Annotated in this window: 22 protein-coding genes; 15 read left to right on the top strand and 7 right to left on the bottom strand. The window is 62.0% G+C overall.

The genetic code is table 11. The annotated features are described in order from the left end of the window. Positions 1-15: 15 nt before the first annotated feature. Entirely contained in the window at positions 16-825 is an 810-nt protein-coding gene (phnX, locus tag ATE40_RS07220; protein ID WP_019454894.1) for a phosphonoacetaldehyde hydrolase, read from the bottom strand. Positions 826-834: 9 nt separating this feature from the next. Continuing rightward, entirely contained in the window at positions 835-1,938 is a 1,104-nt protein-coding gene (gene phnW / locus ATE40_RS07215; RefSeq protein ID WP_063919302.1) for a 2-aminoethylphosphonate--pyruvate transaminase, read from the bottom strand. A gap of 155 nt (positions 1,939-2,093) precedes the next feature. Here phnW and phnR point away from each other — a divergent pair, with 155 nt between their 5' ends. The 5 genes from phnR to ATE40_RS07190 all read left to right on the top strand — a co-directional run bounded on the left by phnR (position 2,094) and on the right by ATE40_RS07190 (position 6,805). Further along, the gene (phnR, locus tag ATE40_RS07210) at positions 2,094-2,813 is read left to right on the top strand and encodes a phosphonate utilization transcriptional regulator PhnR (RefSeq protein WP_019454892.1); all 720 of its coding nucleotides are present in this window, start codon (positions 2,094-2,096) and stop codon (positions 2,811-2,813) included. Between the two features lie 177 nt (positions 2,814-2,990). Continuing rightward, a complete protein-coding gene (locus ATE40_RS07205; RefSeq protein ID WP_063919301.1) occupies positions 2,991-4,001 on the top strand; it encodes a 2-aminoethylphosphonate ABC transporter substrate-binding protein in 1,011 nt (336 codons plus the stop codon). A gap of 8 nt (positions 4,002-4,009) precedes the next feature. Next, positions 4,010-5,134, top strand: a complete 1,125-nt coding sequence (phnT, locus tag ATE40_RS07200; RefSeq protein ID WP_063919610.1) for a 2-aminoethylphosphonate ABC transport system ATP-binding subunit PhnT — start codon at positions 4,010-4,012, stop codon at positions 5,132-5,134. Position 5,135: 1 nt separating this feature from the next. Further along, positions 5,136-5,999, top strand: coding sequence for a 2-aminoethylphosphonate ABC transporter permease subunit (gene phnU / locus ATE40_RS07195; RefSeq protein WP_025159927.1), 864 nt, complete (start codon positions 5,136-5,138; stop codon positions 5,997-5,999). 2 nt (positions 6,000-6,001) lie between these two features. After that, positions 6,002-6,805, top strand: a complete 804-nt coding sequence (locus ATE40_RS07190; protein WP_063919300.1) for an ABC transporter permease — start codon at positions 6,002-6,004, stop codon at positions 6,803-6,805. 47 nt (positions 6,806-6,852) lie between these two features. Here ATE40_RS07190 and kdgR read toward each other — a convergent pair whose 3' ends face one another. Further along, entirely contained in the window at positions 6,853-7,644 is a 792-nt protein-coding gene (kdgR, locus tag ATE40_RS07185) for a DNA-binding transcriptional regulator KdgR (protein ID WP_063919299.1), read from the bottom strand. 231 nt (positions 7,645-7,875) lie between these two features. Here kdgR and ATE40_RS07180 point away from each other — a divergent pair, with 231 nt between their 5' ends. Beyond that, on the top strand, positions 7,876-9,270 hold the full coding sequence (locus ATE40_RS07180; protein ID WP_063919298.1) for an MFS transporter: 1,395 nt from the start codon (positions 7,876-7,878) through the stop codon (positions 9,268-9,270). Between the two features lie 51 nt (positions 9,271-9,321). Here the strand turns inward: ATE40_RS07180 and htpX are convergent, their stop codons facing one another. Then, positions 9,322-10,206, bottom strand: a complete 885-nt coding sequence (gene htpX / locus ATE40_RS07175; RefSeq protein WP_004931482.1) for a protease HtpX — start codon at positions 10,204-10,206, stop codon at positions 9,322-9,324. A 370-nt stretch (positions 10,207-10,576) separates the two neighbouring features. Here htpX and ATE40_RS07170 point away from each other — a divergent pair, with 370 nt between their 5' ends. From ATE40_RS07170 to ATE40_RS07145, 6 genes are read left to right on the top strand one after another with little or no spacing between them, the layout of a single operon-like run. Continuing rightward, a complete protein-coding gene (locus ATE40_RS07170; protein ID WP_049239999.1) occupies positions 10,577-11,668 on the top strand; it encodes an ABC transporter substrate-binding protein in 1,092 nt (363 codons plus the stop codon). A 2-nt stretch (positions 11,669-11,670) separates the two neighbouring features. Beyond that, complete coding sequence (locus ATE40_RS07165; protein WP_063919297.1) at positions 11,671-12,711, top strand: FecCD family ABC transporter permease; 1,041 nt, start codon at positions 11,671-11,673, stop codon at positions 12,709-12,711. Continuing rightward, on the top strand, positions 12,708-13,493 hold the full coding sequence (locus ATE40_RS07160) for an ABC transporter ATP-binding protein (RefSeq protein WP_063919296.1): 786 nt from the start codon (positions 12,708-12,710) through the stop codon (positions 13,491-13,493). The genes ATE40_RS07165 and ATE40_RS07160 overlap by 4 nt, the downstream gene beginning before the upstream one ends. Next, positions 13,481-14,278, top strand: a complete 798-nt coding sequence (locus tag ATE40_RS07155) for a nicotianamine synthase family protein (protein ID WP_063919295.1) — start codon at positions 13,481-13,483, stop codon at positions 14,276-14,278. The genes ATE40_RS07160 and ATE40_RS07155 overlap by 13 nt, the downstream gene beginning before the upstream one ends. Next, positions 14,271-15,578, top strand: a complete 1,308-nt coding sequence (locus ATE40_RS07150) for an opine metallophore biosynthesis dehydrogenase (RefSeq protein ID WP_063919294.1) — start codon at positions 14,271-14,273, stop codon at positions 15,576-15,578. The genes ATE40_RS07155 and ATE40_RS07150 overlap by 8 nt, the downstream gene beginning before the upstream one ends. Continuing rightward, positions 15,575-16,420 (top strand): DMT family transporter, encoded by an 846-nt coding sequence (locus tag ATE40_RS07145; protein WP_019454880.1) that lies wholly within the window; start codon positions 15,575-15,577, stop codon positions 16,418-16,420. Before ATE40_RS07150 ends, ATE40_RS07145 begins: the two co-directional genes overlap by 4 nt. Positions 16,421-16,487: 67 nt before the next feature. On the opposite strand, the gene prc is transcribed toward ATE40_RS07145, so the two are convergent. From prc to ATE40_RS07130, 3 genes are all read right to left on the bottom strand, one after another. Continuing rightward, entirely contained in the window at positions 16,488-18,536 is a 2,049-nt protein-coding gene (gene prc, locus ATE40_RS07140) for a carboxy terminal-processing peptidase (RefSeq protein WP_063919293.1), read from the bottom strand. Positions 18,537-18,555: 19 nt separating this feature from the next. Beyond that, on the bottom strand, positions 18,556-19,266 hold the full coding sequence (proQ, locus tag ATE40_RS07135; protein WP_019454878.1) for an RNA chaperone ProQ: 711 nt from the start codon (positions 19,264-19,266) through the stop codon (positions 18,556-18,558). Positions 19,267-19,362: 96 nt separating this feature from the next. Next, the gene (locus ATE40_RS07130; RefSeq protein ID WP_019454877.1) at positions 19,363-19,860 is read right to left on the bottom strand and encodes a GAF domain-containing protein; all 498 of its coding nucleotides are present in this window, start codon (positions 19,858-19,860) and stop codon (positions 19,363-19,365) included. A gap of 256 nt (positions 19,861-20,116) precedes the next feature. Here ATE40_RS07130 and yebS point away from each other — a divergent pair, with 256 nt between their 5' ends. From yebS to rsmF, 3 genes are all read left to right on the top strand, one after another. Next, entirely contained in the window at positions 20,117-21,364 is a 1,248-nt protein-coding gene (gene yebS, locus ATE40_RS07125) for a membrane integrity lipid transport subunit YebS (RefSeq protein WP_025159930.1), read from the top strand. Beyond that, complete coding sequence (locus ATE40_RS07120) at positions 21,333-23,963, top strand: PqiB family protein (RefSeq protein WP_063919609.1); 2,631 nt, start codon at positions 21,333-21,335, stop codon at positions 23,961-23,963. The genes yebS and ATE40_RS07120 overlap by 32 nt, the downstream gene beginning before the upstream one ends. Before the next feature lie 102 nt (positions 23,964-24,065). Beyond that, entirely contained in the window at positions 24,066-25,502 is a 1,437-nt protein-coding gene (gene rsmF / locus ATE40_RS07115) for a 16S rRNA (cytosine(1407)-C(5))-methyltransferase RsmF (protein WP_063919292.1), read from the top strand. Positions 25,503-25,665 lie beyond the last annotated feature (163 nt).

The raw sequence follows: 25,665 nt of genomic DNA, 5'->3' as shown, positions 1-25,665 counted from the left end.
CCCCGCGTTCGGTCGTTACGGCCGCTCGCCCTTCGCCAACCGCCGGTTGATATCGGCGATCGCTGCCGGCAATTGCGCCAGCGTGTCTATCACATAGTGCGCACCCGCCGCGTACAGCTTATCGGCGGCCGCCGCGCGGCGGCGCTCTATCTCGCCCGCCGCCATCTGTCGATACTCCGGCCAGGTGGCGCCGAACTCGTTGCCGGACAGCGCCAGCCCGACGCTCCACATCCCGGCATTCAGCCCTTCGGCAATGCCCGGCACCGCGTCATCCACCTTCACGCAATGCGCCACCGCATCGATACCCAACGCGATCGCGTTCTGCAACGCCATCCAAGGCCCCGGTCGGCCGCCGGCCGCGAGATCGTCGGTGGCGACCCAATAATCCGGCGCGTAGCCGCGCTCTGCGGCGGCGGGCACCAGCACTTCCATCACCGCGCGCGGATAACCGGAGCAGGAACCGATTTTAATCCCCTGCTCGCGCAAAGCGGCAATCACCTGCGGCACGCCCTCGATGGGATCGGCAAAATCGATCACTTTGGCGATTTGCAGCGGCATAAACGCCTGATACAGCGCGTCGATGTCCTGGTGGCTCATCGAGCGCCCCAGCCGCTGCCGCCAGCGCGCGTCGACCGCCGGCAGTTTCCCCAGCGCCTCGATATGCTGCCATTTGCCCAGCCCCATCGGAATACGCGCTTCCGCCAGGCTGATGTCGATATCGAAGGTCTGTTTGAACGCCTCGACGAAAATCTGCGTCGGCGCAAAGGAGCCGAAGTCCACCGTGGTGCCGGCCCAGTCGAGGATTACGGCGTTGATCTGTTTCATGGTCAATCCTTATTGATTCCAGTACATCGCCTGCCTGACTGCCGCCAGCAAACGTTCGATATCTTGCGGGTAGATCTCCCCGATGTTGCCGATGCGGAAGCAGTCGCTCTGCGACACTTTACCGGGATAAATCACGAAGCCTTGTTGCTTCAGGCGCTGATAAAACTCGGCGAAGCGATAAGTGTCGGCCTTTGGCGAATAGAACGCGGTGATGATCGGCGAATGCAACGCCTCATCGAGCAGGGTTTCAAAGCCCAGTTCGCGCATGCCCGCCACCAGCCGCCGCTGATTGGTCTGATAGCGACGGTGGCGCGCGGCAATGCCGCCCTCCTGCTCCAACTCTTTCAGCGCCTGCGCGAAGGCCAGCACGGTATGGGTCGGCGACGTAAAGCGCCATTTGCCGGCCTGGTCTTCCATACAGCGCCACTGGGCGTACAGATCGAGCGACAGCGAGCGCGAACGCCCGGCGCATTTTTCCAGTTCGCTGCGGCGGGCGATGACGAAAGCGAAGCCTGGCACGCCCTGAATGCATTTGTTGGCGGAACTGATCAGAAAATCGATGCCCAGCGCGTCCACATCCAACGGGATGCCGCCGAAGCTGCTCATGGCGTCGACGATAAAGGTCTTGCCGTTGCGCGCCGCCAGGCCGGCCACCTTCTGCAGCGGGTTGAGCATGCCGGTGGTGGTTTCACAGTGCACCATGGCGATATGGCTGATACGCGCATCGCTTTTCAGCACCGCTTCCATCGCCGCCACGTCCGGTTCATTCACCTCGCCGCAGTCAAAGGCGTGGTGGTCGATATCCATCAGCCGCGCCATTTCGATCATCCGCGCCCCGTAGGCGCCGTTGTTGACGATCAGCAGCTTGTCCTGCGGGCCGATGACCGTGCCCAGCACGCCCTCTACCGCAAAGCTGCCGCTGCCCTGCAGCAGCACCGAGGTGTAGCCGGCGGACGGCGTCGCCAGCGCCACCAGCCGTTGGCGGATGCTTTGCACCACGCCGAGGTTGTAATCTTCATCCCAGGTGCAGCTGTCGAACAGCATCGCCTCTTTCACCGTTTTCGAGGTGGTCAACGGGCCGGGGGTCAACAGCAGGTAGTTACGGTCGGACATGTTATTCACCTATTTGGTCTATACCAGATTGCATTCATTGTGGCGGCAAATTCCTGCCCCGGTCAAACGACAAAGCGCGGTGAAACAAAAAATTCATCTGGCTATGTATAATAAGCGCGTGCCGGAATGTCGGGCCGATGCCATAGCGAGATGAAATGAAAGAACATCAGGGCGATATGCCCCACTACCTGCAGATCAAGGATCAGCTTCAGGCGCGCATCACCCGCGGCGCGCTGCAGGCCGGCGACAAGCTGCCTTCGGAGCGCGAGCTGTGTGCCATCTTCTCCACCACCCGCGTCACCATCCGCGAAAGCCTGGCGCAGCTGGAAGCCACCGGCGCCATCTATCGTGCCGATCGCCGCGGCTGGTTCGTCACGCCGGAGCGACTGTGGCTGGACCCGACGCAAAACACCAACTTCCACCGCCTGTGTCAGGAGCAGGGGCGCACGCCGCGCACCGCGCTGCTGTCCGGCGAAAAAACCACGGTGCCGCTCGACGTCATGCAGCCGCTGGCGCTCGAACCGTTCGATCAGGTGTATCTGCTGCGCCGCGTGCGCTACGCCGACGGCCGCGCCATCTGCTATTGCGAAAATCACTGCCTGCCGCAGCGGGTGCCGGAACTGCTCAGCCACGATCTCAACGGCAGCCTGACCGAGGTCTATCAGCAGCATTACTCGTTGATTTACAGTAACATGCACCTGTCGTTCTACCCGACGGCCCTGCCTTACCGCGCCGCCAATGCGCTCGGCGCCATGGTCGGTCTGCCCGCCTTGTTGCTGCGTCGACTGAATTACGATCAGCACGGCCGCATCCTCGATTTCGATATTGAATACTGGCGCCACGACAGTCTGCGCATCGAAGTCGATACGCTCTAACCTCGACTATCACGGGGCCGGCGTCCGCCGCCCCGCCTTCCTCACCCACGCTCGATCACCCTTTTAAGGCAAATATATTTTGCCGCTTTCATTTGTTTGTCATATTCGCCGATTAGCTTGGCCGCATATCTGGTGTATACCAGTTTTGCATTAACTTGCCACAGTGAGGCTGAAGCTATGAAACTTTCTCGTCTGGTCGTCATGACCGCCATCGCACTCGGTTCCGCACCGGCCTGGGCCGCCGATGCGGTGGTGACCGTCTACTCTGCCGACGGTTTGCACGACGGCGACCACAGCTGGTATCAAACCCAGTTCGACGCCTTCACCCAGGCGACCGGCATCAAGGTGCAGTATGTTGAAGGCGGCTCGGGCGCCATCGTGGAACGGCTATCGAAAGAACGCAGCAACCCGCAGGCCGACGTGCTGGTGACACTGCCGCCGTTCATCCAGCGCGCCGCCGCGGAAAAACTGCTGCAGGACTTTACCCCGCAGGCGGCGGCGCAGATCGCCGATGCGCAGCCGCAGTTCATGCCGCTGGTGAACAACTACCTCAGTTTCATCTATAACGCCAAACTGCTGCCGCAGGCGCCCGCCAGCTACCAGCAGCTGCTGGACGCGCAGTTCCGCAACAAGCTGCAGTATTCCACGCCGGGACAGGCGGGTGACGGCACCGCGGTGATGCTGCAGGCATTTCACAGCTTCGGTAGCAAAGACGCCGGTTTCGACTATCTCGGCAAGCTGCAAAGCAACAACGTCGGCCCTTCCGCCTCCACCGGCAAGCTGACCGCGCTGGTCAATAAGGGAGAGCTGCTGGTGGCCAACGGCGATCTGCAGATGAATCTGGCGCAGATGCGCAGCAATCCGAACGTCAAGGTGTTCTGGCCGGCCGGGCCGGACGGCAAGCGCAGCACGCTGGTGCTGCCTTACTACGTCGGTCTGGTGCAGGGCGCGCCGCAAAGCGCCAACGGCAAAAAGCTGATCGACTTCCTGCTGAGCAAGGAAGCGCAGAGCAGCGTCAGCGCCATTTCCTACGGCATGCCGGTGCGTAAGGACGTCACGCCGACCGACGATAACTTCAGGCAGTCGCAGGCCGCTTTGCAAGGCGTGGACATCTGGGCGCCGGACTGGAATCAGGTGGTGAGCAGCCTGTCCGCCGACATTTCTCGCTGGCACAAGGTGACCGAATGACTCTGGCCATGCCTTCTCTTCTCTCATCTCGCGCCGAGGCGCGGGATAACAGCCAGGATATCGCCGGGCCGTCGGGCATCCAGCTCGATCGCGTCAGCGTGTCGTATCGCGGCACCGAGGTGCTGAAACCCCTGACGCTCACCATCGCTCCCGGCGAAGTGCTGGCGCTGATCGGCCCCTCCGGCTCGGGTAAGACCACCGTGCTGCGGGCGATTGCCGGCTTCGTGCAGCCCTCCGCCGGGCGCATCGCCATCGGCGACGTCGATGTCACCGACGTGCCGCCCTATGAGCGCGGTCTGGGCATGGTGGTGCAGAACTACGCGCTGTTTCCGCATATGCGCGTCGAGGACAATGTGGCGTTCGGCCTGCGCGCGCAGGGCAAGCCGCGCGGCCTTATCGCCGAGCGCGTCGAAGAGGCGTTGGCCATCGTCGGCATGTCCGCCTATGCCAAGCGTTATCCCAGCCAGCTCTCCGGCGGCCAACAGCAGCGGGTGGCGATCGCCCGCGCCATTGCGGTGCGCCCCAAGGTGCTGCTGCTGGATGAGCCGCTGTCGGCGCTGGACGCGCAAATCCGCCACAGCATGGTGGAAGAGATAGCCCGCCTGCACCGCGAGCTGCCTGACCTGACCATTCTGTACGTCACCCACGATCAGGGCGAAGCGCTGACGCTGGCGGACAAGATCGGCATCATGCGCGACGGCCATCTGATCGCCCACGGCGAAACCCGCGCGCTGTACCATCTTCCGACGAACCGCTTCGCCGCCGAGTTCCTCGGCCGCGCCAACCTGCTGCCGGCTACCGCCCTGGAGACTACCGCGCAGCAAGGCATGACCACCGTCAGCTGCGCCGGCAAAGTGATCGGCTGTTTCACTTATGGCGCACAACGCGGCTTCGACAAGCTGCTGTGCATCCGGCCACAGCACATTGCGCTCGATGCCGATGCCCAGCGCAGCAACTGCATCATCGGCACGCTGCGCGATATTCATTGGCAGGGAGAGTTGACGCACCTGCAGTTCGACGCGGAAGGCCATCCGCTGCGCGTGGCTACCACTCATCGCAGCCAGATGCCGCAGATCGGCGAGCGCGTGCCGCTCTATTTCGCCCCCGACGATGCGGTACTGATCGAGGACTGACATGACCGACTCTACGCTTACTCGCCCGTCCCTGCGGCTGCGTTTGCCGCGCCGCCTGTGGATCCTGTTACCGCTGCTGGTGCTGGCGACGCTGTTTTTCTACCCGCTGGCGCTGATCGTCAAACAGGCGTTTACCGACGACCAGGGGTTGTTCAGCGCCGCCGCGCTGCAACAGGTGTTCGAATCCCGCCGTTTTGTCGGTGCCCTGCTCAACACGCTGCAGATCGCGCTGCTGGCGACGCTGGGCTGCCTGGTGCTCGGCACGCTGCTGTCGCTGCTGCTGGTATTCACGCCGTTCCCCGGCAGCCGGCTGATCGCCCGAGTGATCGATACCTTTATCGCCATGCCGACCTTTCTGATCACGCTGGCCTTCACCTTTATCTACGGCTCCGCCGGCCTGCTGAACGGCACGCTGATGGCGACCTTCGGCTTCACCCTGCCGCCGGTCGACTTTCTTTACTCCATCTGGGGAGTGATCCTGGCGGAAATCACCGTGTTTACGCCGCTGGTGATGCGTCCGCTGATGGCGGCGCTGTCGCAGATCGACCGCAGCCAGCTTGAGGCCGCCAGCATCCTCGGCGCCCGGCCGGGGCGCGTGGTGCGCCAGGTGATTTTACCGGCCGCACTGCCGGCCTTGCTGGCCGGCGGCAGCCTGTGTCTGTTGTTGACCACCAATGAGTTCGGCATCGTGCTGTTTATCGGCGCCAAGGGCGTCACCACGCTGCCGATGATGGTCTACTCCAAAGCGATTCTGGAGGCGGATTACGCCGTCGCCTGCACCATCGCCGTGGTGAATATCGCGCTGTCGCTCGGGCTGTTCTCCCTTTACCGCTATGCCGCGGCACGCGCCGGGCTGAGGAACTGACGATGTTGATTTGGTCTCGCACCGGCCGCACCCTGACCTGCACGCTGACGGTCACGCTGTTCGCCCTGTTCTTCTGCCTGCCGCTGGTGGTGATCCTGATGTCCAGCCTCAGTGAACAGTGGAACGGCGTGCTGCCGAGCGGCTTCACCCTCAACCACTTTCGCCAGGCCTTCAGCGGCGCCTCCTGGGACGCGCTGGTCGCCAGTCTGGCTATCGGCTTCAGCGCCAGCCTGTTCGCGCTGCTGTGCGGCACCTGGGCGGCGCTGGCGCTGCGCCACCATCAGGGGCGCGGCCAGCGGCTGCTGGGCACGCTGTTTTTCATTCCCAGCGCGGTGCCTTCGGTCTCCATCGGTCTGGGGATGCTGGTGGCGTTCAGCCAGGGGCCGCTGCAGATGAACGGCACCTTCCTGATCGTGCCCGCCGCCCACTTCGTATTGATTTCCGCCTTTACCTTCGGCAACGTGATGGCCGGGCTAACCCGGCTACCTGGCGACTACGAGAACGTCGCTGCCAGCCTGGGCGCGTCGCCGCTGTTCCGCCTGCGCCACGTCACCCTGCCGATGATCGCCCCCTACATGATCTCCGCCTTCGCTCTCAGCCTGTCGCTGTCGATGGGGGAACTGGGCGCGACCATGATGATCTACCCGCCAAGCTGGGCGACGCTACCGGTCACTATCTTCAGCCTGACCGATCGCGGCAGCATCGCCAACGGCGCGACGCTGACCATGATCCTGGTGGCCGCCACGCTATTGCTGATGTTGGTGCTGGAGCGAATTTCGCAGCGGCTGACGCCGGGCGTGAAATAGCAACAAGGCGCTGCCGTCGCAGCGCCTTGTTGTTTATTGGCGAAGGGTCAAAACGGGTAGTCGTGATAGCCCTGCTGTTCGGATATGCGCCGGGCGGCGACGTGCAGCAACGCCACATACTCCTCCCGCGCCGCGTCGGAAAAGCGCAGCGTCGGGAAAGAGATGCTCAGCCCGGCGATCGCCACCCCGAACCGGTCGAAAACCGGCACCGCGATGCAGCGGATCCCCGCCTCTTGTTCCTCGGCGTCTTCGCCGTATCCCTGAGCACGCACCCGATCCAGCACCGGCAACAGTTCGGCGGCGCTGGTCAGGGTATGCTCGGTGCTGCGGGTAAAGTCAATCTGCGACAAAATCTGCGACACCTCATCCCGCCCGCGCCAGGCCAGCAGCACTTTCCCGATGGCGGTGCTGTGCAGCGGGTTGCGGCGGCCGATGCGCGAATACATGCGCAGGTTGTACATCGCGTCGATCTTGTGGATATAGACGATGCCGTCCTCGTCCAGGGCGCCGAGGTGGATGGTTTCGCGGGTACGGTTCGACAGTTCGCGCATCTCTACATCCGCGCTGCGGATCAGATCGACGTTCTGTAACGATTTGGCGCCCAGCTCGAACAGCTTGAGCGTCAGCGCATATTTTTCCGTCTCGCCTTCCTGCGAAACGTAGCCCAGCGCTTTCATGGTCTGCAGAAAACGGTAGACGGTGCTTTTAGACATCATCACCCGCTGGGACAGCTCGGTAATGCCGATCTCGCGCTCATCGCCGAGCGCCTGCAAAATGCCGAACACTTTCATCACGGATGAGACGGCATCCGGTTGCTTGTCTGAATCTGCGTTAGCCATGGTGAATACCCTACTTAACGGTTTTGTTTCAGGAAATTTAAACAAGGGTTTCAGTATAATCGGAACAGATCGCGACGCGCAACGCACATAGGCGCTAAGCGATTGAAGCCAAATGGATAACCGCCGGCCCGCTCACCGCTATTTACAATTAAGCGGACAACGGGCATGCAATCGCAGGCGATTATGATTAGCATGATAATACTCCCCTGAATAAACACTGCTGAGACCAACATGCGTTCTTGTTCCGACGGCCTCCCCGTCCCGCAACGCTATGGGGCGATCCTCGCCATCGCCCTCGGCATTACCGTATCGGTGCTCGACGGCGCGATAGCCAACGTGGCGCTGCCCACCATCGCGCGCGATCTCAACGCCAGCCCGGCCAGCTCCATTTGGGTGGTCAACGCCTATCAGCTGGCGATCACCGTGTCTTTGCTGTCGCTGGCGTCGCTCGGCGATCTGGTCGGCTATCGTCGCATCTATCAGGCCGGATTGCTGGTGTTCAGCATCACCTCGCTGTTCTGCGCCCTGTCCGACTCGCTGCTCACCCTGACTATCGCCCGCGTGCTGCAAGGCTTTGGCGCCGCCGCCATCATGAGCGTCAACACGGCGCTGATCCGCATCATCTACCCGCAACGCTTTCTCGGCCGCGGCATGGGCATCAACTCGCTGATCGTCGCCTGCTCCTCGGCGGCCGGGCCGACGGTGGCGGCCGCTATCCTGTCGGTCGCGTCCTGGCAATGGCTGTTCGCCATCAACCTGCCGATCGGCATCGTCGCGCTGCTGCTGGGGATGAAGTTCCTGCCGGCCAACGGCCAGAAAAACGATAACCGCCGTTTCGATCCCACCAGCGCCGTGCTGAATGCGCTGACCTTTGGCCTGCTGATCACCGCCATCAGCGGCTTCGCCCAGGGGCAGAGCCTGACGCTGATCTTCAGCGAGATCGCCGCGCTGCTGGCGATTGGCGCGGTGTTTGTTCGCCGCCAGCTGCGTCAGGAATTTCCTCTGCTGCCGGTCGACCTGCTGCGCATTCCGATCTTCGCCCTGTCGATGGGCACCTCAATCTGCTCGTTCGCCGCACAGATGCTGGCGATGGTGTCGCTGCCGTTCTTCCTGCAAAGCGCATTGGGCCGCGATGAGGTGGCGACCGGGCTGCTGCTGACGCCCTGGCCGCTGGCGATCGTGGTGATGGCGCCGATCGCCGGCCGGCTGGTGGAGCGCGTGCACGCCGGCCTGCTGGGCTGTATCGGGCTGGCGGTGTTCGCGCTCGGGCTGTTCTCGCTGGCGCTGCTGCCCGCGGCGCCGTCGAATGTGGACATCATCTGGCGCATGGTGCTGTGTGGCGCCGGTTTCGGCCTGTTCCAGTCGCCCAACAACCACACCATCATTTCCGCCGCGCCGCGCAACCGCAGCGGCGGCGCCAGCGGCATGCTGGGCACCGCTCGCCTGCTGGGACAAACCTCGGGGGCCGCGCTGGTGGCGCTGATGTTCAACCTGTTCCCTGCCTCCGGCACCCACGCTTCGCTGATCCTGGCCGGGGTGTTCGCCACCCTGGCAGCGGCGGTCAGCAGCCTGCGCATCACCCAGTCGACGACGCAGACGGTGCAGCCCAGCCGCGAGATGAAATAGCGGACATAAAAAAACCCCGGCAAGCCGGGGTTTTTCATGATATTCAGCCGATTACTTCAGGTACTGGCCGGTACGCAGCGCTTCGATGCGCTTGTCGAGCGGCGGGTGCGACATGAACAGTTCGCTGAACGACTTGGATTTGCCGTTGATGCAGAACGCCATCATGCTGCCCGCTTCCTGCGGTTCGTAGCTGGTTTTCAGACGCTGCAAGGCGGCGATCATCTTCTCGCGGCCCACCAGTTTGGCGGAGCCGGCGTCGGCGTAGAACTCGCGGTGACGCGAGAACCACATGGTGATGATGCTCGCCAGGATGCCGAACACCAGTTCCAGCACCATCGACACCGCGAAGTAAATCATCGGGTTGCCGTTGCCTTCCCCTTCGCCATCACCGTCGCGGTTGCCCAGGAAGCCGGCGGCGACCTGCGCGATCAGGCGCGAAATGAAGATGACGAAGGTGTTCACGATACCCTGAATCAGGGTCATGGTCACCATATCGCCGTTGGCGACGTGGCTGATTTCGTGCGCGATGACCGCTTCCGCTTCGTCACGGCTCATGCTCTGCAACAAGCCGGTGCTGACGGCGACCAGCGAGGCGTCGCGGCGCGCACCGGTGGCGAAGGCGTTGATGTCCGGCGCATGATAGATAGCAACCTGCGGCATGGCGATGCCCGCCTGCTGCGACTGACGGCGCACCGTTTCCAGCAGCCAGTTTTCGGTTTCGTTACGCGGCTGTTCAATCACTTCTCCGCCGACGGAGCGCAGCGCCATCCACTTGGACATCAGCAACGACACGAAAGCGCCGCCGAAGCCGAACAGACCGGCCATGATCATCAGGCCCTGAACGCTACTGGATTGGATTCCTGTCAGGCTGAGCACCAGCCCGAAAACCAACATCACCGCCAGGTTGGTGAGCAGGAACAGAGCTATACGCATCATAAAATGTTTACTTCCTCATAAATGTTAACAAAACGCTGTCCAAGATACCCTAGATCGTATGGGCATTCGTCACAGTTTCAAGAGTCGCGCGTCATTAACCTACTAAAAATACGAAACTTTACAAAAACGGCGCGCGACCGGGATTTGGCAAATTGTAAACGATTGCTGCGCAAGGCGGAGGGATTTCTCACAAAAAATTCTTCGCCCGCGCAGGATCGCGGCGGGCGATTTTATCCATACCCTTTCTGGGCCAATATCCGCTGGGTGCGATCCGACGTGCCTGCAGCCGATTCATCGACGACGAAAGTTTGAATCTTACGATTAATTGTTACATTATAACATCACAATTGATCGTAAAGGGATGTCAATCATGTTATCGCGTATCGCCTGGATGCTGGCGACGTGGCTGCTTTTCTGCCACCTCGCACAAGCTGAAATTCACCTCACCGACGTTGAAGGACGTCGCGTCACCCTGACCGCCCCCGCACAGCGCGCCTATATCGGCTTTTACTACGAAGATTTTCTGGCAGTGAACGGCCCGGAGAGCTATCAACAGGTCGTCGCCTTCTCCAAAAGCGACTGGGCCTTGCGCACCAGCCAATGGGCGCGCTATCAGGCCGCGCTGCCGCGGCTCGCTCAATTGGTCGATGTCGGTTCGCTCTATAACCAGAGCTTCGATTTTGAACGCCTGCTGACCACGCGGCCGGACCTGCTGATCCTGGCGAAGTGGCAGCTCGACGGCTTCGCCAACTACCTGCCGGTGCTGCAACGGCTCAACATTCCTTACATCGTCGTCGACTTCAACCAGGGCGTCGAGGTCAAGCTCGCCAGCATTCGGTTGATGGGCCAGGCAATGGGCCACGCCGAGCGAGCGGAACGGCTGGCCGACGAATATCGCCAGAGCCTCGAAGATACCCGGCGGCGCATCCGCCAGGCGCAGCTGCCGCCGCCGATCACCTATATTGAACTGGGAGACAAGGGCCCCGGCGAATACAGCAGCAGCTATGGCGCCTCGATCTGGGGGCCGCTGCTGCAGTTGGCCGGCGCCGACAATATCGCCGCCGGCGTCGTCGGCAGCCCCTCTCCGTTGCGCGCCGACTATGTCCTGACCAAACGGCCCGACGTCATTTTTCTCGCCGGAGGCGACTGGGAAAATATGCCGAACGCCGTGCCGATGGGCTACGGCACACAGGCCGCCCCCATACAGGCGCGCCTGACGCAGTATGCCCGGCGGGCGGGATGGCCGCAGCTGCCGGCGATAAAAAACCAACGGCTTTATGCGCTTTATCATGGCGGCGCGCGCACGATTTACGACTTTATTTTTGTCCAGTATCTGGCGAAAGCCCTCTATCCCACCGCATTTGCCGACGTAGACCCCGCGCGCAACCTGGCCCGGTTCTACCGCCAATATCTGCCGATTGAGGCAGACGGCGTCTTCTTGCAACGCTGGCAAGGAGAGTAGTCGTGGCCCGCACAGGACGTGATTTTTTGCAACGGCGCAGGCTGCGCCGCGGGCTATTGACGCTGGCGCTGCTCGGCGCGCTGTTGGCGGCAGCCGCCATCGATCTGACCGTCGGCGCCGCGCATCTTGGCCTCGCGGATCTCGTGCGAATGCTCTGGCCCGGTTCTGCGCCAGGCAACGAGCTGCATCAGGTGGTTTTCTGGTCGATTCGCTTGCCGATGACGCTCACCGCCCTGGTGGTCGGCGCCAGTCTGGCGCTGGCCGGCCTGCTGATGCAGACCGTGCTGGCCAACCCCCTCGCCAGCCCCTATACGCTAGGGATCTCGGCTGCGGCGGGGTTCGGCGCGGCGCTGTCGATCATCACCGGCTTCAGCCTGGGCGGCGCGCTGGCGCTGGGCACGCCGCTGCTGGCTTCGCTGATGGCGTTGCTCGCCTGCGTGCCTATCTATCTGCTGGGACAACGCCGGGGCATGACGCCGCAAATATTGGTGTTGAGCGGCATCGTCGTGCTGTTTTTCTTTCAGTCGCTGCAATCGCTGCTGCTGTTTCTGGCCGCGCCGGAGGCCATGCAGCAAATCGTCTTTTGGCTGTTCGGCAGCCTGCTCAAAGCCAATATGCACGGGGTGGCGATCACCGGCGCCGTGTTGCTCTGCGCGCTGATCGTCAGCCTGCGGCAGGCCTGGCGCCTTACGGCGCTGTCCGCCGGCGAAGAGCAGGCACAGGGTCTGGGCATCAACGTCAGCGCGCTGCGCAAGCTGGCCTTTCTACTGGCGACTTTGCTGACGGCCGCCTCGGTCTCTTTTGTCGGCACCATCGGGTTCGTCGGGCTGATCGCCCCCCATTTCGCCCGTTTTCTGGTCGGGGAGGATCAGCGTTACCTGATCTGCATTTCCGCCCTCTGCGGCAGCCTGCTGCTGCTGTGCGCGTCGATCGTCGCCAAGCTGGTGATGCCGAACGGCGTGGTGCCCATCGGCATCGTCATCGCCCTGATCGGCGTACCGGTGCTGTTTTACTTCGTCACCCGACAGGTTAAACGCCCATGACTCAACTGACCCTCACTGGCGTCGACGTCACGCTGCATCGCCGCCCGCTATTGGCCGACGTCTCCCTGAGCTGGCCGGAGGCAAAACTCGGCGGCATCATCGGCCCCAACGGCGCCGGCAAGTCCACGCTGCTGAAAGCGATTAATCGCATGTTGCCGTACAGCGGCGAGATTGCCTACCGCGAGCGCCCTCTCGATCCGAAAACCAGCCGCATCGCCTATGTGCCGCAGCTTAATCGCTGCGATTCGGCACTGACCGCTTTTGACATGGTGCTGTTGGGCAAGGTACGGCAGTTGGGATGGCGCGTCAGCGCCGCCCAGGCCGATGCGGTCGAACAGGCGCTGGCGGAATGCGGCATTTCCGCGCTCGCCGATCGCCCCTTCAACCGTCTCAGCGGCGGCCAGCGACAGTTGGTGATGCTGGCTCAGGCGTTCGTCTCTCAACCGCAGCTCATTTTACTCGACGAACCCACCAGCGCGCTGGATATCCATCACCAGCTGCGCGTGCTCAATCAGATCGCCGACTACGGCCGGCGCCATCGCTGCATCACGCTGCTGGTGATCCACGATCTGGGGCTGGCGCTGCGTTATTGCCACTCACTTACGCTGCTCGAGCACGGACGCGTCGTTTGCCACGGCGAGACTCATCAGATGATGGGACACCCGATGATGTCTCGCGTATTTGGCGTCGGTATCGAAAACGGCGTCAGCCCGCAGGGCTACCCCTATCTGCTGCCGACACAGCTGTTACACGCACACGGAGAATCCCCATGTACACCCTGACCAAGGCGGACATGCTGGCGCAACTCGCCGGTTTGCAACAGGAAATTCACCAGCTACACCGCTCCGCCCGGCAAGATCGGCGTCATTTTTCCCTGCTGGAACGCCGCTTCAGCCGCCTGCAAGCCTTTAACGACGAACCACAGCTGCAGGCCTACCGTCGAAAACTGGAAAACGACCGTTTGATAACGGCGCAGATCGCCCAGCTGCGGGCGACAGCCAATGCCGCATTGTGCGACTACGAGAAGCATCGCGTCTCGGCGCTCTGTCGGCAACCGGCGCAGACCAACGCCTACCTGAACAGTTTCGATCGCGCCCTGCAGTTGGAGATCGCCGCCGCCGGCATCCAACCGGGCGAGCGGGTGTTGCTGGTGGGCAGCGGCGCTTTGCCCACCACGGCGCTGGCGCTGGTCGCCAGGCTTGCCGCCACCGTCATTTGCTACGATTGCGATCCGGCGGCCCAGCGGTTTGCCCGCCGCCTCACGCGCCATCTGGGGCTGGTGCGGCAGATGCCCTGCATCGACAAGCTGCACGGCCTGACCCGCAATGACGTCGATCACATCATCATCGCCTCTCTGGTGGCCGACAAGCAGGGCTTGCTGAGGGAGCTGCGGCCTTTGCTGCCGCAACGCGGCAAATTGCTGGTGCGCTATGGCAACGGCCTCAAGTCTCTCTTTAACTGCCCTTACCATCACCAGGCCGCCGGTTCGCCGTGGCGCATCAGCGGTAAACCGCTCGCCACCCCGCTGTACGATCTGTTGATTCTGGAGCCTCTCCGCCATGAATAATGCCTTTTCCACCCTGATTCTGGGCGCCGGCCCGGCGGCTATCCAATTGGCGGCGGATATCAAGGCCGCGGCCAATGCGCGCATCGGCCTGTACAACCGCCCCAGCGAGAAAGGACAACGCCTGCGGCATCATTTGGCTCACGCGCCCAGCCTGTCTCTGACGGGCGCCGGTAAGGCGCAGCGCACCCAAGGCGATACGCAAGTGACGATCGACAGCTATTGCGATGACCTGTCACTGGTCGGCGGTGACTGGCACCGACTGATCCTTGCCGTCCCCGCCGATCAATATCATGACGTGCTGCGGCAGGTGCCATGGGCGGCGTTGCCCCAGCTGCGCTCACTGATCCTGCTCTCTCCTTCCATCGGTTCCGGCCTGATGGTGCAAAGCCTGCTGCAGGACGCCGGGCAATCCCACGTCGGGATCATCAGCCTGTCGAGCTACTACGCCGATACCAAATACCAGGATGCCGCGCAGCCTTACCGCGCTTACACCAAGGCATTCAAGCAGCGGATTTATCTGGCCGGCCAAAGCCCATCGTCAGACCGCGCCGAACTCGATTGGCTTTGCGCGGTGCTGGCGCGTCACGGCATCGATGCCCAGCGCTGCGACAGCCTGCTGGCCGCCGAACGCTTCAGCATCACCAACTATGTTCATCCCCCGCTGGCGCTGGCCGATACCACGCTACAGGCGATCTTTCAGCCGCAGGCGCCGATACAGTACCTGTATAAGACCTACCCCGAAGGCCCTATCTGCCCCGAGACGATCGCCGACATGCTGGCGCTCTCGCAGGATTACCGGCAGTTGCTCAACCGGCTCGGCGTCGAAGCCATCAACCTGCTGCGCTTTTTGAATGACGACAATTACCCGGTGCCGCCTCGTATGGTAAGCCGCCGCTGGATTGACCAATTCCCGCAGCTCGCGCCGGCGGAGCAACGCTACGCGCTGTTTGCGCGCTATACCGCGCTGCTGGTCGATCCCTATTCCGAACCGGACGCGCAGGGCCGCTACTATGATTTTTCCGCCGTCAGGGTCGCCCGCGTCTTCCAGGATGCGCAGGGGTTATGGCGACTGCCGCGCGTGCCGCAAGAGGACGTGCGCAAACTGCGCGTTCTGGTCTTGCTGGCGCAGCGGCTGGGCGTCGAGATGCCCGCCGCCCAGCGCCTGTTGGCGCGCTTTCAGCAGGCGCTGCACAGCTTCGTCACCCGGATCGGCGCCGAGCATTGTCATCGTTCATTGCTGGACGATACCTGCCGCGAGCAGGCGGATATCACCTACCGGCAGTGGCGGAGGCAAGCATGAATCAGGGTGCGCTGCTGGCCATTTTCGCCTCGCTGATTTTCAGCGTCATGAACGCGCTGGTCAAAACCATCGCCGACGTCATTCCCACCGGAGAGATCGTGTTCTTTCGCAGCAGCATCGGCTGCCTGCTGGTTCTGCTGCTGATGTATCGCCACCGCGTCGCCTTCAGCCGTGAAGACCGGCCGCTGCTGGTATTGCGCGGCACCATGGGCGGGCTGTATCTGATCTGTTATTTTTACAGCATCGCCCACCTCACGCTGGCCGATGCCAGCATGCTGGCCTACCTGTCGCCGTTTTTCTCCATTTTGCTCTCCTTGCTGGTGCTGCGTGAGCGGGTCAACGCCAATACCGCGTTTTGGCTGGCGATGGTCATCATCGGCGCGGTGCTGCTGGTGCGGCCGTGGCACTTCTCGGCCTATACCCTGGCGTCGCTGGTCGGCGTGATGAGCGCGGTGTTCGCCTCGATCGCCTATCTGTCGGTCAACAAACTCAGCAAACGCCACCACAACTACGAGATCGTGTTCTACTTCCTGTTCATCGCAACGCTGATCTCGCTGCCGCTGATGTGGCAGTCATTCGTCTGGCCCAACGCATACCAGTTTGCCATTCTGCTCGCCATAGCGCTGGTGTCGTTGCTGGGACAGGTCGTCTTAACCCAGGCCTTCTCTTCCGATAACCTGATCGTGGTCTCGGTGGTGCGCTATATCGGCATCGTGTTCAATATCGCCTGGGGCTGGCTGTTCTGGCACGAAGTCCCGCTGCTGCTGTCGCTGGTCGGCTGTCTGCTGGTGGTGGTTTCCTGCATCCGGCTCGGGCTGCGCCACCGCAAGAAAACCGTCTGAGCCGCGCATACCGCAGCCATAAAAAAACGCACCCGAGGGTGCGTTTTTCATTCTGCCAACCGCCGCCTTATTTGGCCGGCGCCGGCTGCTGAGCGGGCTGATCCTTCTCCAAATGAGCCAGGTCCAGCGCGATATGCACGGTTTCATCCAGGTACGGATCCGGTTCCTGGTAATCCTTCGGCAGATCGTCGAGCGATTTCAGCGGCTTCTTGCCGGCGCGCTCCAGACGCTCGTTGATGCGTTTCAGACGGGTCGCATCGTCATCGTGGTTCTCTTTCTCGCGCACCGCCAGATTGAGGGACACGATGTTGCGTTTATCCTTCAGCGCCTTGTAATGCGCGATATCCTGCGCGATGTACTGGAACTCCGGATTCTGCGCGATGCGCTGCTGGTGATCTTTCAGCAGCTCCGGCTCGAACGGCGTCAGATCGCCGGTCTTGCTGTAGGTCGCCGCATTGATGCTGTCCCACGGCATGGCGTTGTCTTCAAACGCTTCGCCGGTTTCCGCCGGATCGACGCCGGTCGGCATCAGAATGTCCGGGGTCACCCCTTTGCGCTGGGTGCTGCCGCCGTTGACGCGGTAGAACTTCTGAATGGTGTACTGCACCGACCCCAGCGCCGGCCACTCAGGGCGCAGCATCTGATCGTAGATGCGGTTCAGCGAACGGTACTGCTGCACGGTGCCTTTACCGAAGGTCGGCTCGCCGACGATCAGCGCGCGGCCGTAATCCTGCATCGCCGCCGCGAAGATCTCGGAGGCGGAGGCGCTGAAGCGATCGACCAGCACCACCAGCGGGCCTTTGTAGTAGGTCACACCGTCGGTGTCGGCGTCTTCACGCACTTTGCCGTTGTTGTCGCGCACCTGCACCACCGGGCCGCTTGGAATGAACAGGCCGGACAGCGAGACCGCCTCGGTCAGCGCGCCGCCGCCGTTAGTGCGCAGATCGATGATCACGCTCTTGACGTTCTGCTTGGCCATCTTCTGCAGCTGCACTTTCACGTCATCGGTCAGGCCGACGTAGAAGCCAGGGATGTCGAACACCGCCACCTTCTCTTTGCCGACGGTCTTGATGGTCATTTTCACCGCGCGGTCTTCCAGGCGGATGCGCTCGCGGGTCAAGGTGACCACGCGGGTTTTGGTGCCCTTGCCAGCCGGCAGGATCTCCAGGCGCACTTTGCTGCCCTTCGGCCCTTTGATCAGCGACACCACGTCGTCCAGACGCCAGCCGATCACGTCCACCATCGGTTTGCCGGCTTGGCCGACACCGACGATGCGATCGCCCACGGTGATCGCCTTGCTCTTCGCCGCCGGACCGCCCGGCACCATCGAGTTGATCAGGGTGTAATCGTCATCCATCTGCAGCACCGCGCCGATGCCTTCCAGCGACAGGCTCATCTCGGTGTTGAACTGCTCGGTGTTGCGCGGCGACAGGTAGTTGGTGTGCGGATCGATTTCATGCGCAAAGGCATTCATCGCCAGCTGGAAAACGTCTTCGCTGTTGCTTTGCGTCAGGCGCTTGATGGCGAACTGATAGCGCTTGGTCAGCGTGTCGCGGATTTCTTTGTCGGTCTTGCCGGTCAGCTTGAGGTTCAGCTCGTCATAGGTGACTTTCGCATCCCACAGGCTATCCAACTCGGCCTTGTCTTTCGGCCACGGCGCTTTGCTGCGGTCGAGATCGATAGTGCCGTTGCCGGTAAAGTTCATCGGCTTTTCCAGCAGCGACAACGCATAGGTGTAACGCTCGAAACGGCGTTTCTGCGCCAGATTGAACAGCGCGTAGAAGGTATCCAGCTTGCCGGTTTTCAGCTCTTCGCCAACCTGATTGCGTTTGCCGGCGAACTGCGCCACGTCGGAGGCCAGCAACACGTTATGGTTGTAGTCCAGCATGTTCAGGTAGCGATCGAAGATCTTGCCTGAAAACTCCGCATCGAGCGCGAACTGGCGGTAATGAGAGCGAGTGAAGCGCGAGGTAACGCGCTCACTCACCGTAGCGTGCTGAGGTTCCTGTTGCAGTTGGGGCAATTGGCCGATGCGGATGTTGGCTGTTTCCGCACCGTAACTGACACCCGCCCACAGCAGCCCTGCAATCGCTGTTAATCTGACGAATTTGTTCATGCCTTGGTTGGCCTCCGTATCAGAACTGCAAGTGTTCTGCGCGCACAATCATCGCCAGACCGGAAGAGAGCTGCACACGTACGCCATCTTTAGCGATTTCGAGTACGGTAGCATCCATCGCGCTCTTGCCTGCTCTGACTTTGATTTCCTGGCCAATTTGCAGTGTAGAGATATCCGTGACTGGCGCATAACGCGGCTGGCTTTCCTCTTTTGCTGCACGAGGTTGGCGAGCGGGCTGCGGGCGAGTTTGTGGGCGCGGCTTGCGGGTTTCCGGCGCGGCTCCGCCTTCGCGACGTGCAGCGGGCTTTTTACCGGCTGGACGCGGACGGCGCGGAGCGGCATCGGCGGATTCGCCGGCGGCTTCACGTTTTTTGGCGTTTTGTTCGGCACGCTGTGCCTGAACGCGCGCTTTGGCTTCTTCAAGCTGCTGGCGAGCATGATCGACATGCTGCTGCTCCAGTTCACCGCACGGATTGCCGTCCAGATCGACGCGCTGAGCGCCAACCTTGACGCCGTACAGGTAACGCCAGCTTGAGGTGTATAGGCGCAGGGCAGAACGCAATTGCGTTTTGCTGAGATTCTCTTCCCCCTGCACGCGCTCTACCAAATCCTGAAAAATACCGATTTTCAGCGGACGAGCTTCGCCTTCGGCGCTAAAGCAGAGCGGAAAACGCTCGGCAAGAAAAGCAATGACTTCTTTACTAGAGTTCAACTTAGGTTGATTTTCCATGAAATTTCCTGATTACAACGGTATTGCCAACAAGCCACAGGCATGAACAGGCGTCATTATAATGACGCCATCGGTAATTGCCACGTTAACCGTCGATCAACTTGCCGCCACAGTCACATATTTCGCACTGTCGCACTGTTCCAGTTGCTCACAAAGCCCCGCCACCACTGCTTTCAGGCCCGCTTCGTCCTGTTCGTCGAAGCGTTGATAAACCGTGCTGTCGATATCCAAAACGCCGATCGCCCGGCCGCCAACCGCCAGCGGCAGCACGATTTCCGCGTTGCTGGCCGCATCGCAGGCGATATGGCCCGGAAACGCATGCACGTCGCCGACGCGCTGCACGCGATTTTCCGCCACCGCCGTGCCGCACACGCCCTTACCCACCGGAATGCGCACACAGGCGATCTTGCCCTGGAACGGCCCCAGCACCAACTGGTCGCCCTCCATCAGATAGAAACCGACCCAGTTCACGTCATCCAGACGCTCGTTGATCAGCGCGCTGGCGTTGGACAGCGCCGCGATAAAGTTGGTTTCCCCGCCGAGCAACGCGCTCAGGTCACGTTTTAATTCCGCGTAGAATTGTTCTTTTGTCATGTGTTAACCATTGCAACAGTGAAGATGGCCAGAAGCCCAAAGCTTAGGCCCTATAAAATAAGCATTAAATGCGTATAGCCACAAGGTTAATCATCTGTTGCTTCACAAAACCCCGCCGCTCAGGGTATGTTTGCCGCTCAGAATCCCGGTTTACCTCGTTTTTACCGTCCGGCGCCCGATCGCCGGTGACGCGGCCGGTTTATTTTTCAGCTACGCTGACAGTTCCGGCGGGCTCAAGGGCAGCTACTTGTCAAAAATGAAAATACACGCGATCACCGCCCCCCTTTCCAAAGCGCGCCACCAGCGCTGCTGCGAGTGCGACCTGCTGTTCGTGCTGCCGCCGCTCAGCGGCAACCAGGCCGCCTATTGCCCGCGCTGCAACGCCAAGGTGGTGAGCGGCCGCGACTGGTCGATGACGCGCCTGACCGCCATGGCGATCGCCATGCTGCTGCTGATGCCGTTCGCCTTCACCGAGCCGCTGATCAGCATTCGTCTGCTCGGCACGCGCATCGACGCCAGTTTGCTGGAGGGCATCTGGCAGATGAGCCGCCAGGGCGATCCGCTCACCGCCAGCATGGTGGCGTTTTGCACCATCGGCGCCCCGCTGACGCTGGCGCTGTCGCTGCTGTACCTGCGCTTCGGGCATGCGCTCGGCATGAACCTGCGCCCGGTGCTGTTGATGCTGGAGCGGCTGAAAGAGTGGGTGATGCTGGACATTTATCTGATCGGCATGGCGGTGGCGGCGATCAAGGTGCAGGATTACGCCGACATCCAGGCCGGCAGCGCGCTGATCGCTTACCTGTCGCTCACCCTGCTCAGCATCCTGACGCTGATCCACGCCAACCTGGAGCAGCTCTGGGAGCGTTACTACCCGCAGGAGCAGCCGGAAGGCCCGCCGGCGGCGCTGCACATTTGCCTGTCCTGCCACTATACCGGCTATCCCGACACGCGCGGCCGCTGCCCGCGCTGCCACGTGCCGATGTGCCACCGCCAGCCCTACAGCCTGCAGAAGACCTGGGCGGCGCTGATCGCAGCGATGATCCTGCTGATCCCGGCTAACCTGCTGCCGATCTCCATCATTTACGCCAACGGCGTGCGGCTCGAAGACACCATCTTCTCCGGCGTGGTCTCGCTGGCCACCTCCGGCAACGTGCCGATCGCCGCTATCGTGTTCATCGCCAGCGTACTGGTGCCCTTTACCAAGGTGATCGTGCTGATCACGCTGCTGTTCAGCATCCACTTCAAAACCTCGCACAGCCTGAAGACGCGCATTCGTCTGCTGCGCCTGGTCACCTGGATCGGCCGCTGGTCGATGCTCGATCTGTTCGTTATCGCCTTGATGATGTCGCTGGTGAATCGCGACCAGCTGTTATCTTTTACTATGGGACCGGCCGCGTTTTACTTTGGCTCGGCGGTCATTTTGACTATTCTTGCCGTTGAGTGGCTGGATAGCCGATTGATTTGGGATGCACATGCAACAGGAAACGCCGACTACACCGACTGAAGCGCGGGTCAAGAACAAGCGCCGCATTTCACCGTTCTGGTTACTGCCGTTCATCGCCCTGCTGATCGCCGGGTGGCTGGTCTACAACAATTTCCAGGAACGCGGCACCACCGTCACCATCGATTTCCAATCGGCGGCGGGCATCGTCGCCGGCCGTACGCCGGTGCGCTACCAGGGCGTTGACGTCGGCACGGTGCAAAAGATCAGCCTGAGCAAAGATCTGCGCAGCATCGTGGTGGAAGCCAGCATCAAAAGCGATCTGGAAGACTCGCTGCGCGAAGGCACCCAGTTCTGGCTGGTGACGCCCAAGGCCTCGCTGGCCGGGGTCTCCGGGCTCGACGCGCTGGTCGGCGGCAACTACATCGGCATGATGCCCGGCAGCGGCAAGGCGCAAACCCACTTCGCCGCGCTCGATACCCAGCCGAAGTACCGCCTGAACACCGGCGAGCTGATGATTCACCTGCACGCCGACGATCTGGGCTCGCTCAACAGCGGCTCGCTGGTCTACTACCGTAAAATTCCGGTCGGCAAGGTGTACGACTACACCATCAGCGAAGGCAACAAGGGCGTGACCATCGACGTGCTGATCGACCGTCGTTTCGCCAACCTGGTGAAGAACAACAGCCGTTTCTGGAATGTTTCCGGCTTCAAGGGCGATTTCAGCCTGTCCGGCGCCACGGTGCAGATGGAAAGCCTGGCGGCGCTGGTCAACGGCGCCATCGCCTTCGATTCGCCGGCCGATGGCCAGCAGGCCAAGGGCGATCAGAGCTATACCTTGTATCCGGATCTGGCCCACAGCCAGCGCGGCGTCAATATTCTGCTGGACCTGCCGAGCGGCAACAACCTGAGCGAAAACCGCACGCCGCTGATATACCAGGGGCTGCAGGTCGGCACCCTGACCAAGCTGACGTTGCAGCAGGACAGCAAAGTGATCGGTGAACTGACCATCGATCCTTCGGTGGTCGATCTGATGCGCAGCGGTACCCGCATCGTGATGCGCAGCCCGCGCATCAGCCTCAACGACGCCAAGCTCAGCCAGCTGCTGACCGGCACCACGCTGGAGCTGGTGCCCGGTGAAGGCGAACCGCAGCAGCGCTTCAACGTGCTGGACAGCAGCGAAACGCTGCTGCAACAGCCGGGCGTGCTGACCGTCACGCTGAATGCGCCGCAAAGCTACGGCATCGACGTCGGGCAGCCGCTGGTAGTGCACGGCGTGAAAGTCGGCCAAATTCTGAGCCGCACCCTGACCGCCGGCGGCGTGGTGTTCACCGCCGCCATCGACGCGCAATACCGCGGCCTGCTGCACAAAGACAGCAAATTCGTGGTCAACAGCCGCCTCGACGTCAAGCTGGGCATCGACGGCATGGAGGTGCTCGGCGCCAGCGCGCAGGAATGGGTAGACGGCGGCGTGCGTATCATCCCCGGCAGCAAGGGGGAACCGGGCGGCCAATATCCGCTGTACGCCAACAGCGAAAAGGCCGAGGAAGGCATCGTCGGCAACGCCCCAGCCACCACCCTGACCCTCAGCGCCGCCAGCCTGCCGGACGTGCAGGCCGGCTCGGTGGTGCTGTATCGCAAGTTCCAGGTGGGCGAGATCGTCAACGTCCGGCCCAAGGCCAACGAGTTTGAGGTGGACGTCTACATCAGCCCGGAATACCGCAAGCTGCTGACCCGCGAAAGCATCTTCTGGGCCGAAGGCGGCGCCAAGGTTCAGCTCAACGGCAGCGGGCTGACGGTGCAGGCTTCGCCGCTCAACCGCGCGTTGAAGGGCGCCATCAGCTTCGACAACCTGCAGGGCGTGACGCTGAACAAAGGCGCCAACCGCGTGCTGTACGCCAGCGAAACCGCCGCGCGCGCGGTAGGCAGCCAAATCACACTGAGAACCTACGACGCCAGCAAGCTGTCGGCGGGCATGCCGCTGCGCTACCTCGGCATCGACGTCGGTCAGGTGGAGTCGCTGCAGCTGGCGCCTGAGCGTAACGAAGTATTGGCCAAGGCGGTGCTGTATCCGGAATACGTGCAGACCTTCGCGCGCCTGGGCAGCCGCTTCTCGATCGTTTCGCCGGAGATCTCCGCCGCCGGCGTCAGCAATCTCGATACCCTGCTCCAGCCTTATATCAACGTGGAGCCGGGGCGTGGCCGCGAACTGCGCACTTTCGAGCTGCAGCAGGCCAGCATCACCGATTCGCGCTATCTCGACGGCCTGAGCGTGGTGCTCGACGCCGCCGAAACCGGCTCGCTGCAGATCGGCACGCCGGTGTTGTTCCGCGGCGTGGAGGTCGGCACCATCACCGGTTTCTACCTGGGCGCCATGTCCGACCGGGTGCACGTCGCGCTGCGCATCAGCAAGAAGTACCAGCATTTGGTGCGCAACAACAGCGTGTTCTGGCTGGCTTCGGGTTACAACCTGCAGTTCGGCCTGACCGGCGGCGTGATCAAGAGCGGCACCTTCCAGCAGTTCATTCGCGGCGGCATCGCTTTCGCCACGCCGCCGACCATTCCGCTGGCGCCGAAGGCCACGCCGAACAAGCACTTCCTGCTGAATCCGGAAGAGCCGAAGGACTGGAAAACCTGGGGCACCGCCATTCCACGCGATTAACTTTCGCGATTTCCTCAGGGCCCGGCAACGCCGGGCCCTGTTTTTTTCCGCTTTGTGATAAACTCTCGCCCTTGTCTTTATTGCACCCTGAGAGTTCACCCCGTGGCCAAATCCACCGCCGTTTTTCTGCCCCCCGCTTTCCTTGACGCCACCCGCGCCATCATGCCCGCCGAGCTGGCGATGGAAGATTTTATCGCCGCCTGCCAGCGCCCGCTGCGCCGCAGCCTGCGCGTCAACACGCTGAAAATCAGCGTCGCCGACTTCCTGGCGCTGGTGCGGGATTACGACTGGCGACTGGAGCCTATCCCCTGGTGCGCAGAAGGTTTCTGGATCGAACGTGACGACGAGGAACTGCGCCTCGGCAGCGCGGCCGAACACCTGAGCGGCCTGTTTTACATTCAGGAAGCCAGTTCGATGTTGCCGGTCAGCGCGCTGTTCGCCGGCGGCGCGGCGCCGAATCGGGTGCTGGACGTGGCGGCGGCGCCGGGATCCAAAACCACCCAGATCGCCGCGTTGATGGGTAATCAGGGAGGCATCGTCGCCAACGAATACTCCGCCAGCCGGGTGAAAGTGCTGCACGCCAATATCAGCCGCTGCGGCGTGAAGAACACCGCGCTGACCCACTTCGACGGCCGGGTGTTCGGCGCCGCGCTGCCGGAGAGTTTCGACGCCATTCTGCTCGATGCCCCCTGCTCCGGCGAAGGCGTGGTGCGCAAGGATCCGGACGCCATGAGCAACTGGTCGCCGGAAAGCGTGACCGAAATCGCCGCCACCCAACGCGAGCTGATCGACAGCGCGTTCCATGCGCTGGCGCCGGGCGGCGTGATGGTTTACTCCACCTGTACCCTCAATGCGCAGGAAAACCAGCAGGTGGTGCGCTGGCTGCTGGACACCTACGGCGACGCGGTCAGCGTCGAGCCGCTGGGCGAGCTGTTCCCCGGAGCCGACAAGGCGCTGACCGCCGAAGGCTTCCTGCACGTGTTTCCGCAGATTTACGACAGCGAAGGCTTCTTCGTCGCTCGCCTGCGTAAACAGCACGCCGTGGCGCCATTGCCGAAACCGACCTATAAAGTCGGTAACTTCCCGTTCAGCCCATTGTCCGGCAAGGAAACGGCGCAAGTCGCCCAGGCTGCCGCCGCATCCGGCTTAAGCTGGGGCGATGACAGCCGGCTATGGGAACGCGACAAGGAGATCTGGCTGTTTCCGGCCGAGCTGGAGCCACTGTTCGGCAAGGTGCGCTTTTCACGCATCGGCCTCAAACTGGCCGAGCGTTTCCCGAAAGGTTTCCGCTGGCAGCATGAGGCGGCGATCGCCCTTGCGGGCAGCGACGGCAAACAGCATTTCGAGCTGGACGCCGCGCTGGCGCAGGAGTGGTATCACGGCCGCGATCTCTACCCAGAGCAGCCACCGACAGGCGATGAGTGCATCGTCACCTATCAGGGGCAACCGCTGGGCATCGCCAAACGCATCGGCAGCCGCATCAAGAACAACCTGCCGCGCGAGCTGGTGCGCGACGGCGTGCTGGATTTCCACCAGTAATCGTCCGGGCGCCGGGGGCTATCCCCCGGCGTTAAAATAACGCTAATAGTATTCTCATTCGTTATTATTCTAATCATTTCACCTCTCGCTATTGCACCTCCTTATTCTCAACTCCACGCTAAATAAAAAAGTTTTTGGCCTTTGATCAAGACAATTTCGCGTT

This window comes from Serratia surfactantfaciens (genome assembly GCF_001642805.2).
Lineage (GTDB): Bacteria > Pseudomonadota > Gammaproteobacteria > Enterobacterales > Enterobacteriaceae > Serratia > Serratia surfactantfaciens.
Note: the sequence above shows the minus strand (reverse complement) of the source record. Positions and strands in the feature narration are given on the sequence as shown.